Genomic DNA, 16888 nt, shown 5'->3' with positions numbered 1-16888 from the left:
TTCTTCGTTTCAGGCAGTCAGGCGTGGCCGGTGAGGCGGCTCAGCAGGCCCGGCTTCTCGCCCCGTTCCAGATCATGCGCCTGGCCGCGCCAGTCCTCATGCGCGATCGTGCCGGGCTTGAGGCCCAGGCGGGCTTCCAGCGTCGCTTCCTGCTCGCCATTCAGCGCCGCGATCTGGCCATAGCGATGATAGCCCGCCTCGTTGAGCGCGACCTCCTGCGTCTGGCTGATGCCGTTGATGCGGCTGAGGTCATCGCGGCCATGCACGCCGCCGGCTACGGCGGTGGCCGTGCCGGGGCCGATCGGGGCGGACTGCTGCTCCAGTTCGGCGATCCGCTCGTTGGCGGCATTCAGCCGCGCATCGCGATCCCGGATGGCATGATGGTGAGCGCTCTGCTCCTCGCGCCACAGCCGCTTATATTTGCCCCGGCCGCTCATCATCAGGCCAAGCACCAGGCCGGCCAGCAGCGCCACCAGCAGCAGCGCAATCTCATTGGGTGTGAAGCTCATGTCGGCATCCTTTCCAGCGTCGAAACGATCAGCCCGCCGGGAAGTTGCCGAAAACGCCCATGGTTGGGGCATTGTCGAAAAAAGTGAAAGAAAGTGCTTGCCAGCACCGCCGGACGCTTCTAACAGCGCCACTCCAACGCACCCGTAGCTCAGCTGGATAGAGCATCAGACTACGAATCTGAGGGTCGGACGTTCGAATCGTTCCGGGTGCACCATTTTCCTTCACCGCTGAACAATCGAACGCAACTCACTCTGGTTGCTTGAGATTTTGCCGCGTCAATCGGCATTGACGCCGGGCGCGATCTGAAGAAGCATTCCGTCATGCGCACGACATTGGGCATCTGCACCCGCAAGGCACGCTATGCCACGGAGGAGGAAGCCTGGGCGGTCGTCCATCGGGCCGATATCGTCCTGCGGCCTTATCGCTGCGCCCTGTGTCGCCAATATCATTTGACCAGCCGGACCAAGGGCATGCGGCTGCGGCCACCCTATCGGGAATGACCGATCGGAGGCCCAAGCGGCTTCCAGATTATTTTCCCTGCCGAAGTCGGCATGCTAGGATCATCGCATCGTTCGACATGCGGGGAATATCCATGGTCTGGATCGCACGCCTCCTTCTGTTCATCCCGTCACTCGTTGCTGGCTGGTTCGTGTCGCAGGAAGACCCGCGCTACTGGGTGATTGCGCTGGCGATCGGCCTCACTTTCCTGGCGCTGGGCATCGTTGCCGCCATCTATATTCCGATTCTCCATCCCTGGCCGCGCCGCAAGCGGTAAGGCGGCGACAGGCAAGTCCCGGAAATACTGGCTTTTGTCGGCGATTTTCGCATAAATTTCACATTGATGATTTTTGGGGGTTGCCAGATCAGCCGGGCCCTTATATCTGCGCCTCCACAACGCACCCGTAGCTCAGCTGGATAGAGCATCAGACTACGAATCTGAGGGTCGGACGTTCGAATCGTTCCGGGTGCACCATTCCTTCTCAGGAATAAAATGGGCCGGAAGCCGCAAGGTTTCCGGCCCATTTGGCGTTTAAGGACTGAGCGCCAAGGCGACGATCGCGTCGATGTCCAGATGCTCTTCCAGCCGGGCGGCGATCGCATCCAGCGCCATGTCGACCGACCGATCATAATCCGCCACGCCGCCATCGACGCCCAGCCGGGCAAGCAGGGCCGCACGCAGCGGGCTGCTGGCGAGCAGGCCATGGACATAGGTGCCCATCACCCGGCCGTCGGCGCTGATCGCGCCATCTGCATTGCCGCCAAGACTTGCGAAGGGCCGGTCGCTGTCGGGGCCACTCGTTTCGCCGATATGCATCTCATAGCCGCCAAAGGCAGCGCCCAGCGCCACGCCTTCGACCCGTTCCAGCCGCTTGCCCGCCGACAGTCGCGTCTCGACGTCGAGTAGCCCCAGGCCCTCGACCGTGCCCGCCGGTCCCTCGATACCGTCAGGATCGGCGATATGGCGTCCCAGCATCTGATATCCGCCGCAAATGCCCAGGATGGAGCCGCCGCGGCGATGATGCGCCAAGATATCGATGTCCCACCCCTGCGCGCGCATGGCCGCCATGTCGGCGATCGTCGCCTTGGAGCCGGGCAGGACGATCAGCGCGGCCTTGGCCGGTATCGGCTGGCCGGGCGGCACCATGCGCAATTCCACGCCAGGATCGAGCTTGAACGGGTCGAGATCGTCGAAATTGGAAATGCGCGGCAGGATGGGGCAGGCGATGATGGTGCGCTCGGTTCCGGGCTGTGCTGTCCGCTCCAGCACCACCGCATCCTCGCTGGGCAGGCGGGCGGTATCCTCCAGCCAGGGGACGACACCAAAGCCGCGCCAGCCCGACAGCGCCTCGATCTGGCGATAGCCATCCTCGAACAGTGCCGGGTCGCCCCGGAACTTGTTGATCAGGAAGCCGCGGATCATCGCGGCATCGTCCGGATCGATGACGGCCCTGGTACCGACGATCGCCGCGATGACGCCGCCCCGATCGATATCGCCGACCAGCAGCACCGGCACATCGGCGGCACGGGCAAAGCCCATGTTCGCAATGTCGCCGGCGCGCAGGTTGATCTCGGCCGGTGATCCGGCGCCTTCGACGACGACGATGTCGCATTGCGCTTTCAGCCGCTCATAGCTTTCCAGCACGGCGCCCAGCAACTGCCCGCGGGCACTGCGGAAATTACCGCTGCCCAATGTGCCGCGCACCTGACCATGGACGATCAACTGGGATGTCCGGTCGGCCTGGGGCTTCATCAGCACCGGGTTCATGTCCGTATGTGCCTCGACCCCGCAGGCGATCGCCTGCAGCGCCTGTGCGCGGCCGATCTCGCCGCCGTCCACGGTGACGGCTGCATTGTTCGACATATTCTGTGGCTTGAATGGCCGGACGCGATAACCCCGGCGGAGGAGGGCGCGGCATAGCCCCGCCACCAGCACCGATTTGCCGACGTCCGATCCGGTTCCCTGCAGCATGATTGCGCCCATGGCCTGTTCCTGCAAGCCGGCGGCAATGATGGCAAGCGCTTAGCGCATCATGCGACGAGCGTCGGCATCCCGCACCGCATCTGGTGGACCTTGACCGTCGCGGTGCCCAGCTTCACGCCAAGGATCGCGGTGAGGTTGTTCAGCAAGCCGTCGAGAATCTGCGCCGTTTCACCCAGAAGGCTCATGACGGGCGAGATCAGGGGGCTGAGCGGCAGTTGCAGGCCGGCGAGCGTCACCGTGACCTTGGTCTGGTTGGCCAGGCTGGAGGCGACGCCCTGGGTCAGATCCTGGGTGCTGACGGTCTTGCTTTGCTGCCCCGAAATATCGCTGGGCGTGAACAGCACATTCTGCTGAGTCACGCCGCCCAGCGCGACATTGGCATAGGCATGGACCTGGGTCAGCGATCCGAGGACCGACGCCAGAGTCGCGGTACGCGGATTGGCGGGCGTCGAGAAATTGGTGAGCGCGGCTTCATCGACGTCACCGATCACCGCCGTGCCGATCGACGGCTTGACCGCCAGCGTCACGCCATTGTTGATGGCCCCTTGATCGCAGACGATATTTGACAATTGCGCTTCGGCCGATGCCAGTTCGACATAGAGCGGGATGCGGATCGTCGCGATCCCGGTCAGCAAGGTTGCGACCCGGCTCTCCAGGAAGATGCGGGTCTGTGCCGTGCGCAGAATGAAATTCTTGTCGTTGGTGATGCTGATCAGGGGTGTGCTGGCCTGGCCGGTGCCGGTGATGAGCTTCAGCCGCGTGCTGGTGAGGCCCGGAACGTTCAGGGTCAGGTCCAGCGGCACGGCGGTCGAGGATGGCGGGCTCAGCACCATGCGCAGCATCGAGAAGGAGTCGAGCAGCAGGCTGGGCTGGCCGGTCGAACTGCCGGTCCCCTTCATCGGTCCCAGATCGATGACATCGCTGAGGCGGACGCTCTTGCCCGGCAGCTTGCCGCCGATATTGCGGAGCAGGGCGGCCGTGCCACTATTGTCCGCAGTGTCGGCAATGGCGCCGATAACGTCGGACAATGGAATATTGGCGCCGAACAACTCGCCATAGGCGGCATCATTGCGCCCGGTGCGCACCTTGAGCGCATCGGCGAAATGGAGCAGGTCGACGTTTAGGTTGGCCAGCCCCTGATAGTCCATGACCGACAGATTGAGTTCCGTTCCGGCGAGGGCGGACAGCAGCATGTTTGGTAGGCCGCCGCTGAGTGAGGCAAGGCCGGTGCCGATGGAGAAGGCCGCTGCATCGGAGCGCGCGGCAGTGGCATGGGCGCGCACATCGACGCCATCCTTGCCGACCAGCAGGCGGCCGAAGAATAGGGGGGTGCGGCGCTGGACCTGGACCTGGATCGCGCTGGCGCGTGGGTCGCCCGACACGAAGCGATTGCCGACCGCGACTGCGCTATTCTGGTCATAATAGCCGGTCTGGACCGCCACCAGGGACACGCCAGGCACGCCGCTCTTGGTCAGTAGCGCTTCGGCGGCCGATCGTCCGCCACTGCTGGCTGCCAGCGCAGCCGCATCGGCCACGCCCTGCAACTGGCGCTTGGCGAGATAGACCGATCCCAGGTCGACGGCGACCGTTGCGGCGCCGGCGAGCATGAATAGCGATCCCGCCAGCAGGACGCTGATGCCGCCGCGCTTGTCGGTGAGCAGGCGGGCCATGCGGTTGCGTGTCCGGGTCATGACGCGATCCGCACGACGGCGCTCCGCTGGATCTGGGTAGCGGGCATCGGGAAGATGGCAGCGGAGAAGAACGGTGCGTTGCTGAGATTATAGGTCAGGGTGACGGTATAATAGCCGCTATTGGAATTGGCGGCGACGCCGATTGTCTGCGCGCCCGGCAGCGGAAAGGATGGGCGACTGGCATTGACGCTTTCGTCGACCAGCGCCCGACGCTCGGTGGCGGTCATACCGGCCACGGCCGCGCGTGCCGCGTCATTGGCTGCCTGCTGCAGGCTATGGGCGGTCATCAACCAGCCGCCATAGAGCAGGATGCCGAGCAACAGGACGATCATTAGGGGAAGGGCGAAGGCGGCTTCGACAAGCACGCTGCCACGCTCATGACGGGACATGGCCTGGCCCAGTCGGGCGAGGCGAAGCACCGCATGGAGAGGAAGGTTCCGCATGTCACTCCAATAAAGGCGCAACATTCAAAAAGCGGTATGCGAAATTCACGCACCTTTTGTGCGAATTGCGTAAATCCGAGGCAGCATTTTTGGGGCTTTTCGGACATTTTGGGGTGATACTGAACGGTCTACACGGACAAATCCGCTACGACCGCTGGATTTTACATCATTGGGATCCGGCTTGGTCGTTTTCGCTCAAGCAGGGCGGAGTCATGACCAGCACAACGCCCTCCGTTCCGTAGGTGCCGCGCAACTGGACCAGCGCGCCTTCCATCGGGAGCAAGGCGCCACCATTGGTGAGCAGATGGGCCTGGACGCGGCGGTCGCCCTCGCCGCGCAATACCGCTTCCAGTTCCTGGCGGAAATGCGGCCGCTGTGGCAGGGCGATGAGGTCGGTCATATAGGCATTGATCAGGCGGGCTTCGGGCAGCCCGACCAGGGTGCAGATGGTGGCATCGACATATTCGATGAAACCCCGGTTGGAGAGGCGGGCATAGCCGACGCCGCCATGGATGCCCATTGCCTTGAGAATGGCCGATTTGACGTCGGCCAGGCGATGGCGTTGCACGTCCGACGTGATGTCGCGCAGCAGCAGGCCGATCCCGTCGGCGAAGGGAAAGGTTTCGACGTGGAGCCAGCTATCGTCGCGGAAGGGGGATGGAATATCCGCAGCACTGATTTCGCCAGACACCTGGCTATGCCGGGCATGCGCCTCGGTCAGCGTGCCGACCAGTTCTGGCAGCGCATCCCAAAGCATCTGTCCTTCCAGCCGCCGGTCCCAGCGACGTGCCATGGCCAGCGCGACCGGATTGATCAGGTCGATGCGAAAATCGGCGCGGCACAGGATCAGTCCCTGGGCCATGCGCACGGCCAGTTCGCGCAATCGATCCGGATTCTGGTCGAACTCGTCCTGGCTGGCCAGCGCCTTGAACCGGTCCAGCCCCATGAACACATGGGTTTCGCGGCCATGATGGGTTATCAGCAGGGGGTGTCGCGCGCCGATCTCGCGCCAATGGGCAAAGTTGCGGACCAGTTCCGCAGCGGTGACACTCCTGTCGCTTATGTCGTCCGGCATGGTTGACCCTCTCCCAAATCTGGGTGCAGGCACGAAGACCCTCACCAACGGGTGGCGGCTACGTAATATCCCTTATGTGCGGCGAACTGGTGTTGCTTTGCGAGCAATGGTGTTCAGATAGTATCAAGAGCCGTAACTGCGCTGGAGTTCCAGGGCATCAAGCATTTTTCCGCCCGCCATGAAGACAGCGCCGGAGCAGGCGAGGGCAAGCAACTGGCCGCCCACGCCGGGATATTGATGCATATAGACGACGCCGCGCTCGCTGGCGCCCAGCGCGAGCGCGTAGATCACGAGAAAAGCCTCGAACTTGGTCTTGATCGTGAAGAGGCGTTTGATCCGTTCCATCAGACTCATCCGAGGCTTCCGTCCATCTTCTAAGGCATTAAGTCGCCCGAAAGTTGCAAATGGTCAACAAGGCTTAACCATGATTGTTCGATCCGGGCAATAAGGCGCGTGTCGGACAGGTCGTCGGGCGCAATGGTTTCGGGCCAATAGTCCGAAACGATGCGGGCGATTTCATCCAGGCGCGGCTCATCGACCAGGAAACGCGGGTCGATATCCTTTGGATCCGCGACCACGCGCAGGCGCAGGCAGGCGGGACCGCCACCATTGGCCATGGACTGACGGACATCGACGGGAATGAGGCGACGGATCGGGCCATTGCCGGCAACCATCTGTTCCAGCCAGGTCCATACCGCCGGCACGGCCTGCGCCTCGCTCGGCAGGATCAGCGCCATGGTGCCATCGGGGGGGGTGACGAGTTGGGCGTTGAACAAATAGCTCTTGATCGCATCGGCCAGACTGACGGCGCTGGCGGGCACTTCGACGATCTCCACCGACGGCAACAGCGTGCGCAACGAGGCGTAGAAGGCCTGCTTGTCGGCAAAGGCCTGTTCATGGGTGAAGAGAACGCGCTCATTGGCGACGGCGACGACGTCATTGTGGAAGGCGCCGGCAGCGATCGCCTCCTGCGACTGCTGCACGAACAGGGTGCGGGCCGGATCGAGGCCGTGAATACGGGCGACGGCCTTGCTGGCCTCGACATGCTGGCGGGCGGGGAAGGGGCCACCCGACTGGCCATAGACGAAAACCTCGACGCCCGGTGCGCCATGGCTGTCGCACAGGCGCATATGATTGGCCGCGCCTTCGTCGCCAAAGGGCGCGGGGATGGGCCCATGCACCGCAAAGGCGCGGGTGTCGGAAAAGGCGAGGCGCAGTTGCGCCAGGGTCTGGGGCCATTCATGGCTGCGATGCGCCATGGTGACGAGATTGGCGACGGTCAGGTGGGTGCGCCCGTCGGCTGTGTCGGCGGCCGGCGAGACGGTCGCGGCGTTGGCGGCCCACATCGACGAGGCCGACATGGCGGCAGCGCGGATATGCGGATCGGCATTGCTGATGTCGGTGCCCAGGGTCGCGAGCCAGGCGCCGTCAGGACGCCATTGCGGCAGGAAAATACCCTGGGCGAGGCCGAGGCGCAGATTGCCGCGCATCTTCTCTATCCCCTGCAGGGCTGCGGTGCGGGGGTGCGACACCGCGCCGGCATTGCGGGACGAGGCCAGATTGCCAAGGCTGAGGCCGGCATAATTATGGCTGGGGCCGACCAGCCCGTCGAAATTGATCTCGCGCACGCTCATGCCCGCCCCGCCATGGTGAATGCCTGTCCGACGTCCAGTTGCAGCAGCGCGGCGCTGGCCGCGTCGAGCGAGATGCTGCCATCCTCGCCCTCCTGCACATAGCCATAGGTGCAGCGATAATCGGCGAGCAGGCCGGTCGACACCAGCATCTTGTCGCCGCCCTTGTCATGGGTGGCCGCCAGCGTGACGTCGCGTGCCTGGGCCACGGTGCGGAGTTGGTCGATCTGACCCACCATGGTCGGGCCGCCGTCGAAAATGTCGACATAGCCGGCGTTCGTGAAGCCCTCGGTCTCCAGCATCCGCATAGCCGCGCGACCATTGGGATGGGGCAGGCCGATGACGGCGCGGGCGCTGTCGGTCAGCATTGCGGTGTAGATCGGCGTCTTGGGCATCAGGTCGGCGATGAACTGGTTGCCGTTGACGGCGTTGAACTCGTCGGCCTCCTGGAAATTCATGCCGAAGAAGCGGCCGGCAAGGCCGTCCCAGAAGGGCGAGCCGCCCGCTTCGTCGATCACGCCGCGCAATTCGGCAATCACCCGGTCGCCGAAGCGATCGCGATGGTTGCGGATGTAGAGATAGCGGCTGCGCGCGAGCAGCAGGCCGAGCCCCTCGGCCCGTTCGCGCGGATGGAGGAAGAGGCCGCCGACTTCGGTCGATCCTTCCAGATCGGTCGTGAGCGAGAGCATCTGGGCGCGGAAGGTGCGGGCCAGTTCGCGGCTATGCTGGGTGAGGACACCCAAGCGATAGGAGTAGAAGGGCCAGCTCTGCCCTACGGTGCTGAAGATTTGGCAGGTGCCGCGCACCTGGCCGGTCTGCGCATTGACCAGAACCAGGACGATCAGATCATCCTTGATCCCGCCATCCTGCCGGCTGAGCGCCTGTTCGGTGCGCTCCAGCTTGGCGGTCAGGGCGGCGCGATCGGGCGGCAGGTTGGTGAAGCCACCCCCGGTCAGCTTCGCCATTTCATACAGGGTCTGCAGATCGTCCGCTCGCGCGGTGCGCATGTAGAAACTCAAAAGGCGGTCCTCTCTCTCAATATTGTCCTTGGGCGATCCGCAGCAGCGCCAGCGCGGACAGTTGCGCGCGCTCGGCCAGGCTGTCGCTGATCAGAAATTCGGCGTCGCTGTGGATGCTGCCGCCGCGCACGCCCATGGTGTCGACCACCGGTACGCCGCAGGCCGCGATATTATTGCCGTCGCACACGCCGCCGGTGTCGCGCCAGCCGATGTCGAGGCCGAGGTCCGCGCCGCAGCGCCTGACCAGGCCGAACAGGCGCTCGGCCTTGGCATCCATGGGCTTAGGCGGGCGACCAAAGCCGCCGTGGAGATGCAGGCTGACGCCATGGTCGCGGGCGACATCGGCCATGGCCCGATCCAGCAAGGCGCGGGCCGCGATTTCATCGTCCGGCGTGCGCGGGCGGAAATTGACCCGCAGCACGGCATGGTCGGGCACGACATTATTGGGGCTGCCGCCGTCGATCTTGGCGGGATTGCAGGAAAAGCCGCTGCCGCTGCCGGCCTTCAGCCGCAAAGCGAGGTCGGCGGCCGCGAGCAGGGCATTGCGGCCATCGTCCGGGTTGCGGCCGGCATGGGCGCTGAGGCCGGTGACGATGATCGAGAAATTGCCGCTGCCCGCCCGCGCGCCGGCAAGCGTGCCATCGGGCAGGGCCGGTTCATAGGTGAAGGCGGCGCGCTTGCCGGCTGCGGCCTGACGGAGCAGGGCGGCGGAGGAGGGGCTGCCGACTTCCTCGTCGCTGTTGATCACGACTTGATAGCCGAGCGTCCGGGGCGCCTCGCTATGCTCGATTGCCGTCAGGGCGGCGAGCATGACGGCGATGCCGCCCTTCATGTCGGCGACGCCGGGGCCGTTGAGAATGCCGGGTTCCAGCCAGCGAAGCGTTTGGAACGCATGATCGGCCGGGAAGACCGTATCCATATGCCCCGTCAGCAGCAACTGGACCGGCGCATCGGGGCGGACGGTCAGGCGAAGATGCTGGCCATGGCGGATCACCGATGTGCGGCCATCGGGCGCCACGGTCTCGACCGGATCGGGGTCGATCAGGTCGATCGCGCCCGGCAGCACCGAAAAGGCGTCGGCGAGCGTGGTGGCCATGGTGGCGAGCCCGGTCAGGTTGCGCGATCCGCTGTTGATGCTGGCCCATGCCTCGACCTGTGCCAGCATCGGCGCGGCGGCGGCCTGTTCCAGCAGGGCGGTTTCAGGGGCTGTTACGGGCGGGTGGGTGCCGTTCATCCCGGAGGTCTATCAGAGCGCGGGCGCCTGCTCCACCCCGATCAGAAATCGTAGCTGAGGGTCAGGCGGCTGAGCGTGTCGAAGTCGCGCGCGGACAGCAGGGTCTCCGACTCATACTGCACCGTATAGGACAGGCCAGCGGACAGGCGGGTGCTCACCTTGGTTTGTAACTGTGTCAGAGAATTGACTGAAAATACGTCAGTTTCTGCGTAACCTGCAGCGGTCTGCTTGAAGGTGACATTGGGCGCCAGACGCCAGGCCAGGTCCATAGATGCACGCGCGCCCAGCTTGGTTTCGCGCGGCCCGATCACATATTTGGCATGACGGACGGACGGGCCCAAGTCTAGCGACAGGTCGATCGGCTTGCTGACGATCACCTTGTAACCGATACCGGCCGAGGCGGTGTAGCGCTCGTCATAGCCGATCGAGGGATCGCGTTCGAACTGGGTCAGGCCATAGGCGAAACCGCGCGGGTCGAACTGATAGCGCGGTTCATAGCTGGCGGTGTAGCGCTCGCGCGAGGTGACGCCATTGGCGCGGCGATAATCGACCGTGGCGCTGAGCTTATGGCTCCATTCCAGCCCTTCGCGCTTGACCTGCGCCGCGGCGCTGATGCCGATTTCGCTGGTCGAACCGGTCGAGCGGAAGCCGCCGGCTTCCAGCTTGCCGGTCCATAATTCGGTGAAGCGTGCCTCGCGAATCACCGTGTCATGGGTCGCCTTGGTTCGTTCCTTCCAGCTGTTGACCATCTGCTGGATCTGGTCGGCCGATTGCGGATTGGTCTGCTTGGCGATCTTGGCGACGGTCGCAATTTCCGTCTCATTGCCATTGGCAATCGCCGCCTCCAGCATCTCGCGGACGGATGGCGGCAGCAGCGCAGGCGCATTGGCCCAAGCCTGGGTGGCAAAGAGTAGGGGCAGGATAGCCAGACAGTGACGCATGCCGCTGTCATAGCGAACCGACCGGGGATTTTAAGCCCCCATCAGATCAAGTCGTGGAATTCCTGCAATATGTCGCGGTAAAGCTTGCGCTTGAACGGCACGATCAGCTCCGGCAGCGTTTCGGGCGCAGCCCATTTCCACTCCCGGAATTCGGGATGCTTGGTCCGGATGTCGATATCGCTGTCCTTGCCCAGGAAGCGGGCGAGGAACCAGATCTGGCGCTGGCCACGATATTTGCCGCCCCACAGCTTGCCGATCAGTTCAGGCGGCAGATCATAGAAATGCTCGTCGCGGCTCTTGGCGATGATTTCGACATGTTCGGGCGTGATCCCGGTCTCTTCGCCCAGCTCACGCAGCGCTGCCGTCTTGGCGTCTTCGCCATCGTCGATCCCGCCCTGTGGCATCTGCCAGGCTTCCACCACATTATCGAGGCGCTGACCCACGAAGACCTTGCCCGCCATGTTGACCAGCATGATCCCGACGCACGGCCGGTAATTCAGTTCTGCATTATCTGGCATCGACGCCATGTCTTTCCCTGCATCGCTGCAGCCATGGCCGGTTGGCGGCGCATGGCTAGTGTATTGGGCTCCAGAATAGGCGGCGGCGATGCGCGCGTCCATTGGCCGAATCGACATTCATCGGATTTGCCGGGCATCTCCCGGAAGGGCGCGGAAAATTCATTTGGAACCGGGGTGCTAGGCAGGCATTGGGCGGTCATGCCTTCCCCCATCATCATCTGGTTCCGCCAGGATCTCCGCCTCTCGGATCAGGCGGCGCTCGCCGCCGCCGCGCAGGCCGGCCCGGTCATTCCGCTCTATATCCTTGATGATGAAAGCCCGCGCCAATGGGCGATGGGTGGTGCGTCGCGCTGGTGGCTGCATCACAGCCTTGCCAGCCTGGACGAGCGATTGAGGGCGAAGGGATCGCGGTTGATCTTGCGGCGCGGACGATGTGCCGATGTGCTGGCGCAGGTGGCCAAGGAAAGCGGCGCGCAGGTGGTGCATGCCATCCGCCATCATGAGCCCTGGTGGCGCAACGCCGAAAAGGCGGTGGCAAGGCAGATCGACCTGCGGCTTCATGACGGCGGACTGCTATTGCCAGTGGAGGCGGTGCGGACGGGTGGCGGGACGCCCTATCGCATCTACACGCCCTTTTCTCGCGCGGTGATGCTGCACATGCCACCCGCGCCACCACAGCCCGCGCCGCAGCGGATCGAGGTGCCATCGCACTGGCCGGACAGCGACAGGCTGGAAGGCTGGAACTTGTTGCCGCGCGACCCGGACTGGGCGAGCGGCTTCCCTGCCGACTGGTCGCCGGGCGAAGAGGGGGCAAAGCGCTATCTCGACAGTTTTCTGGGAGAAGTCGGAGACTATGCGGTCGCGCGCGATCTGCCGTCGCAGGAGGGAACGTCCCGCCTGTCCCCGCATCTTCATTTCGGGGAGATTTCGCCGGCCAAGGTCTGGCATCGGGTGGCGCAGGCGCCGGGCGACGCGACCATCTATCTCAAGGAACTGATCTGGCGCGATTATGCCCATAATCAGGTCTGGGCCTTGCCGACCTATGGATCGGAAAATGCCCAGCCGGCCTTCGACGCCATGCGCTGGCGCGATCTGCGCGAGGCGCGAGTCGACTGGACGGCGTGGAAACGGGGGCAAACCGGTTATCCGATCGTCGATGCCGGCATGCGCCAGCTCTGGCAGACGGGTTGGATGCACAATCGGGTGCGGATGATCGCGGCCAGTTTCCTCATCAAGCATCTGCTGATCGACTGGCGCCATGGCGCGCGCTGGTTCTGGGACACGTTGGCCGACGCGGATTATGCTAATAACAGCGTCAATTGGCAGTGGGTGGCGGGCAGCGGCGTCGATGCCAATCTCTTCACCCGGATCATGGCGCCGCTGACCCAGTCGGACAAGTTCGATGCCGCCGACTATATCCGCCAATGGGTACCGGAACTGGCGCATCTGGACGATCGCGTCATCCATGATCCGGATTTTCATGGGGTTAGGCCATCATCCTATCCCGAAAAGCGGATCGGCCATCGCGAGGGGCGCGAGCGTGCGCTGGCGGCCTATCGCCAGATGAAGGGGTGATTGCAGCGACGCGCGGCATGGGGCAGAAAGAGGCCCGATGAATGCAGTCGACCCCCGTCGCGGCAAGGCCGCATTGTCGATCCGGCGCCCGCCGGCAGACCGGACGCCGGGATGGCGGGCGCGCCTGTTCGCGCCGCTTTTCCATCGGATGCTCGATCGCGTCGACCAAGGACTGGAGCAGGGTTCGCTGGATGCGACTTTGCCGGACGGCACGCGCCGGATGCTGGGCGGACGGGCGCCGGGGTTCGACTGTGTCGTGGACCTGGTCGACTGGCGCGCCTTGGTGCGACTGGCGATGGGTGGCTCGGCGGGCTGGTATCGCGCCTGGGCGGCGGGCGAGTGGCGCAGTGCCGATCCGGTTCCGCTGTTCGCTCTGTTCATGGCCAATGCGGTATCGCTGGGGCGCGTCGCGCGACCCCATGGGCCGGCCCGTTGGGCAGGGCGATTGTTGCACTGGGCGCGGCGGAATAGTCGTAATGGCTCGCGCCGGAACATCGCTTTCCATTATGATCTGGGCAATGACTTCTACGGCCTGTGGCTGGACCTGAACATGCATTATTCCAGTGCCTTGTTCCTCAATCCTGAGGATCGAATCGAAAGCCTGGAACGGGCGCAGCAGCGCAAGGTGGACGCCCTGCTGGATCGGCTGGACCTGCGTGACGGGCAGGCGCTGCTGGAAATCGGATGCGGCTGGGGCGGCCTCGCCGAACAGGCGATGGAACGCTGCGCCATCCAATATGACGGGCTGACCCTGTCGGTCGAGCAGGCTGATTATGCGCGCGATCGGCTGGGATCGGGCGCGCAGATTCATCTGACCGATTATCGCGACGCACAGGGGCGGTATGAGGCCATCGCCAGCGTGGAAATGGTGGAGGCCGTCGGCCAACATTATTGGCCCGACTATCTGGATGCGGTCGCACGCCTGCTGAAGCCCGGTGGGCGCGCCGCGATCCAATATATTTTGATCGATGATGCGATCTTCGATCATTATGCGCGCGGCGCCGATTTCATCCAGACCTACATCTTCCCTGGCGGCATGCTGATATCCGAAAGTCGCTTTCGGGCCTTGGCGCAGGAACGCGGGCTGGAATGGTGCGACGTGCGTCGTTTTGGCGACCATTATGCCGAAACGCTGCGCCGCTGGCGCGAGCGGTTCGACCGGGCGATCGAGGAAGGGCGATTGCCGGCCAGTTTCGACCAGCATTTCGTGGGCTTGTGGCGCTATTATCTGATGTACTGCGAAGGCGGTTTCCGGGGCGGCACCATTGATGTCGCCCAGGTCACGCTGATGAAGTCGGCAGCTTAACCCTCGACGCGCAGGCGATGGCCGTTCGGGGCATCGCTCAGCACCAGATCATGGATGGCCCTGGCGACCGTTTCCGGTCCCTTGAGCGTTGCGGGGTCTTCGCCGGGGAAGGCGCGGGCGCGCATCGCGGTGCGGGTGGCGCCGGGATCGACGATATGGGTGCGGATGGCGGAGATGTTCTTCATCTCCTCGCCATAGGCGCCGACCAGCGTTTCGAGTGCGGCCTTGGACGCGCCATAGGCGCCCCAATAGGCGCGCGGGGTGGCGCCGACCGAGGATGTCAGGGCAATGACCCGCGCGTCGGCGCTGGCCCGCAGCATCGGATCAAAAGCGGCGATCAGCGCCTGGGGCGCAGCGATGTTGAGCATCAGCAGCCGGGCAAATTCCTTGGCATCGATTGCGGGAACCGATGCCAGCGATCCAAGCGTGGCGGCGTTGAGGACGAGGATGTCGAGCGCCTTCCAGCGACCCGAAATGGCCTGGGCCAGGCGGCCGATGCTTTCGCCGTCGATAAGGTCGAGCGGTGCGATGGTGGCGCTGCCGCTGGCCTGATGAATGCGATCTTCCACCTCTTCCAGTCCGCCGCTGGTGCGCGCGGTCAGGATCACATGGGCGCCGGCTGCGGCCAGCGCTTCCGCCGTGGCGGCGCCGATGCCCCGGCTGGCGCCGGTGACGAGCGCAAGTTTTCCGAACAGCGGCAAGGTATCAGACATCGGCTCTCCGTTCGCCCCGACCGATGCCGGGTGTCGTCGTGGGAAAAGGAAAGGGCGGGGTCGTGCGACCCCGCCCGGTCGGGCCTTGCCCGTGGATCAGGAGACCCGTTCTGCCAGCAGTTCGAACTGGTTTTCGACCACCGCTTCATCCTGGTCGGTGAGCTTGGTCGGATAGTCGCCGGTGAAGCAGGCGTCGCAATATTGCGGACGGATGTCGGCGCGCTTCGCCTCGCCCAGCGCCTTGTACAGGCCGTCGATCGAGATGAAGGCCAGGCTGTCGGCGTGGATGAAGTCCTGCATGCCGCCAATGTCCAGCTTGTGCGCCAGCAGCTTGGTGCGCTCGGGCGTATCGACGCCATAGAAGCAGCTATGCTTGGTCGGCGGCGATGCGATGCGCATATGCACTTCGGCCGCGCCCGCTTCGCGCATCATCTGCACGATCTTCAGCGAGGTGGTGCCGCGAACGATCGAGTCGTCGATCAGCACGATGCGCTTGCCCTGGATGAGGGCGCGGTTTGCATTATGCTTCAGCTTGACGCCCAGATGGCGGACCTTGTCGCCCGGCTGGATGAAGGTGCGGCCGATATAGTGCGACCGGATGATGCCCAGTTCGAACGGGATGCCCGATTCCTGCGCATAGCCGATGGCGGCCGGCACGCCGCTGTCGGGCACCGGGATGACATAGTCGGCCTCGACTGGATTTTCGATCGCCAGCTGCGCGCCGATCGCCTTGCGGACCGAATAGACGCTGGAATTGTCGATGATCGAATCGGGGCGGCTGAAATAGACATGCTCGAAGATGCAGGGACGCGGATGCACTTCGCCGAACGGGCGGATCGAGCGCATTTCGCCATCCTTGGTGACGATCACGAGTTCGCCCGGATCGATCGAGCGGACATAGTCGGCGCCGACCACGTCGAGCGCGACGGTTTCCGAAGCGAAGATAGTCGAATCGCCCAGTTTGCCCATCACCAGCGGGCGGATGCCGAGTGGATCGCGGCAGGCGATCATGCCCTCGGGGGTCATCACGATCAGCGAATAGGCGCCTTCGATCTGCTTGAGCGCATCGATGAACTTGTCGAGCAGGGTGCGATAATTGGACGTCGCGACCAGATGGATGATGACTTCGGTGTCGGAGGTCGACTGGAAGATGGAGCCGCGGCGGATCAGTTCGCGCCGGACCTTCATCGCGTTGGAGATGTTGCCGTTATGGGCAACCGCGAAACCGCCGGAATTGAGTTCGGCATAGAGCGGCTGGACGTTGCGCAGCGAGGTTTCGCCGGTGGTCGAGTAACGGACATGGCCGCAGGCCGTGTCGCCGGGAAGGCCCCGAATCACCTCGTCGCGGTCGAAATTGCCGGCGACATGGCCCATGGCACGATGGGTATGGAAATCATGCCCGTCCCAGCTGGTGATGCCTGCCGCTTCCTGGCCGCGATGCTGCAGGGCGTGAAGGCCGAGCGCTACCATCGCGGACGCGGTTTCTGCGCCGGATACGCCAAAAATGCCGCATTCTTCGCGCAACTTGTCGTCGTCGAAAGGATTCGTCGTAATCATGGGTGTGAGCGGGTCCATTGCCGTTCCTGACCACCCCTCTGGGGCGACCTTTCGCGCGCATATAGTCCCTCCCGCTCGATTTGTCGCCTGCCTGTAACAAAAAAGCGTGGCCAATCGTGGCAACGCTGCGTTTTGCTGGCTTTTCCATGGGCTAAACGGCCACTGGCGTTGACGTTCGGGTGTCGCTAAGAAA

At 64.0% G+C, this 16888-nt stretch carries 17 protein-coding genes and 2 tRNA genes; 6 read left to right on the top strand and 13 right to left on the bottom strand.

Annotated elements, in window-relative coordinates; genetic code table 11:
* Positions 1-17: 17 nt before the first annotated feature.
* Positions 18-509, bottom strand: a complete 492-nt coding sequence (locus DIZ22_RS07195) for a hypothetical protein (RefSeq protein WP_048937174.1) — start codon at positions 507-509, stop codon at positions 18-20.
* Between the two features lie 138 nt (positions 510-647).
* Here DIZ22_RS07195 and DIZ22_RS07190 point away from each other — a divergent pair.
* The 4 genes from DIZ22_RS07190 (at position 648) to DIZ22_RS07175 (ending at position 1483) form a co-directional block, all read left to right on the top strand.
* Positions 648-724: transfer RNA gene (locus DIZ22_RS07190), tRNA-Arg, on the top strand.
* 106 nt (positions 725-830) lie between these two features.
* Positions 831-1010: a hypothetical protein gene (locus DIZ22_RS07185; RefSeq protein ID WP_004207303.1), complete on the top strand. Its 180-nt coding sequence runs from the start codon at positions 831-833 to the stop codon at positions 1008-1010.
* Positions 1011-1102: 92 nt separating this feature from the next.
* Positions 1103-1285, top strand: a complete 183-nt coding sequence (locus DIZ22_RS07180) for a hypothetical protein (RefSeq protein ID WP_048937173.1) — start codon at positions 1103-1105, stop codon at positions 1283-1285.
* 121 nt (positions 1286-1406) lie between these two features.
* Positions 1407-1483: transfer RNA gene (locus DIZ22_RS07175), tRNA-Arg, on the top strand.
* Positions 1484-1540: 57 nt separating this feature from the next.
* Here DIZ22_RS07175 and DIZ22_RS07170 read toward each other — a convergent pair.
* The 10 genes from DIZ22_RS07170 to DIZ22_RS07125 all read right to left on the bottom strand — a co-directional run bounded on the left by DIZ22_RS07170 (position 1541) and on the right by DIZ22_RS07125 (position 11553).
* On the bottom strand, positions 1541-2992 hold the full coding sequence (locus DIZ22_RS07170; RefSeq protein ID WP_122928772.1) for a cobyric acid synthase: 1452 nt from the start codon (positions 2990-2992) through the stop codon (positions 1541-1543).
* 47 nt (positions 2993-3039) lie between these two features.
* On the bottom strand, positions 3040-4683 hold the full coding sequence (locus DIZ22_RS07165; RefSeq protein ID WP_122928063.1) for a TadG family pilus assembly protein: 1644 nt from the start codon (positions 4681-4683) through the stop codon (positions 3040-3042).
* On the bottom strand, positions 4680-5126 hold the full coding sequence (locus tag DIZ22_RS07160; protein WP_240626825.1) for a TadE/TadG family type IV pilus assembly protein: 447 nt from the start codon (positions 5124-5126) through the stop codon (positions 4680-4682). Before DIZ22_RS07160 ends, DIZ22_RS07165 begins: the two co-directional genes overlap by 4 nt.
* Before the next feature lie 166 nt (positions 5127-5292).
* The gene (locus tag DIZ22_RS07155; RefSeq protein WP_010337851.1) at positions 5293-6201 is read right to left on the bottom strand and encodes a histidine kinase; all 909 of its coding nucleotides are present in this window, start codon (positions 6199-6201) and stop codon (positions 5293-5295) included.
* A gap of 123 nt (positions 6202-6324) precedes the next feature.
* A complete protein-coding gene (locus DIZ22_RS07150; protein WP_029547748.1) occupies positions 6325-6546 on the bottom strand; it encodes a hypothetical protein in 222 nt (73 codons plus the stop codon).
* Positions 6547-6575: 29 nt separating this feature from the next.
* A complete protein-coding gene (locus tag DIZ22_RS07145; protein ID WP_048937170.1) occupies positions 6576-7835 on the bottom strand; it encodes an N-succinylarginine dihydrolase in 1260 nt (419 codons plus the stop codon).
* On the bottom strand, positions 7832-8851 hold the full coding sequence (locus DIZ22_RS07140; protein ID WP_037506629.1) for an arginine N-succinyltransferase: 1020 nt from the start codon (positions 8849-8851) through the stop codon (positions 7832-7834). Before DIZ22_RS07140 ends, DIZ22_RS07145 begins: the two co-directional genes overlap by 4 nt.
* Positions 8852-8867: 16 nt before the next feature.
* The gene (locus DIZ22_RS07135) at positions 8868-10085 is read right to left on the bottom strand and encodes a hydrolase (RefSeq protein WP_048937169.1); all 1218 of its coding nucleotides are present in this window, start codon (positions 10083-10085) and stop codon (positions 8868-8870) included.
* Between the two features lie 41 nt (positions 10086-10126).
* Positions 10127-11026: a DUF481 domain-containing protein gene (locus DIZ22_RS07130; RefSeq protein ID WP_048937168.1), complete on the bottom strand. Its 900-nt coding sequence runs from the start codon at positions 11024-11026 to the stop codon at positions 10127-10129.
* Positions 11027-11067: 41 nt separating this feature from the next.
* On the bottom strand, positions 11068-11553 hold the full coding sequence (locus tag DIZ22_RS07125; protein WP_048937250.1) for an RNA pyrophosphohydrolase: 486 nt from the start codon (positions 11551-11553) through the stop codon (positions 11068-11070).
* A gap of 189 nt (positions 11554-11742) precedes the next feature.
* Between DIZ22_RS07125 and DIZ22_RS07120 the strand changes: the two genes are divergently transcribed.
* Both DIZ22_RS07120 and DIZ22_RS07115 read left to right on the top strand, forming a co-directional pair.
* A complete protein-coding gene (locus DIZ22_RS07120; protein WP_048937167.1) occupies positions 11743-13119 on the top strand; it encodes a deoxyribodipyrimidine photo-lyase in 1377 nt (458 codons plus the stop codon).
* Between the two features lie 37 nt (positions 13120-13156).
* Positions 13157-14425, top strand: coding sequence for a cyclopropane-fatty-acyl-phospholipid synthase family protein (locus tag DIZ22_RS07115; RefSeq protein ID WP_048937166.1), 1269 nt, complete (start codon positions 13157-13159; stop codon positions 14423-14425).
* Here DIZ22_RS07115 and DIZ22_RS07110 read toward each other — a convergent pair.
* Positions 14422-15138 (bottom strand): SDR family NAD(P)-dependent oxidoreductase, encoded by a 717-nt coding sequence (locus DIZ22_RS07110; RefSeq protein ID WP_048937165.1) that lies wholly within the window; start codon positions 15136-15138, stop codon positions 14422-14424. The genes DIZ22_RS07115 and DIZ22_RS07110 overlap by 4 nt on opposite strands.
* 96 nt (positions 15139-15234) lie before the next feature.
* Positions 15235-16713: an amidophosphoribosyltransferase gene (gene purF, locus DIZ22_RS07105; RefSeq protein WP_004207288.1), complete on the bottom strand. Its 1479-nt coding sequence runs from the start codon at positions 16711-16713 to the stop codon at positions 15235-15237.
* Between the last annotated feature and the right edge of the window lie 175 nt (positions 16714-16888).

Source organism: Sphingobium sp. LF-16 (genome assembly GCF_003711185.1).
GTDB classification, from domain to species: Bacteria; Pseudomonadota; Alphaproteobacteria; order Sphingomonadales; family Sphingomonadaceae; genus Sphingobium; species Sphingobium yanoikuyae_A.
The sequence above is the reverse complement of the archived record's forward strand: the minus strand, read 5'-3'. Positions and strand labels throughout refer to the sequence as shown.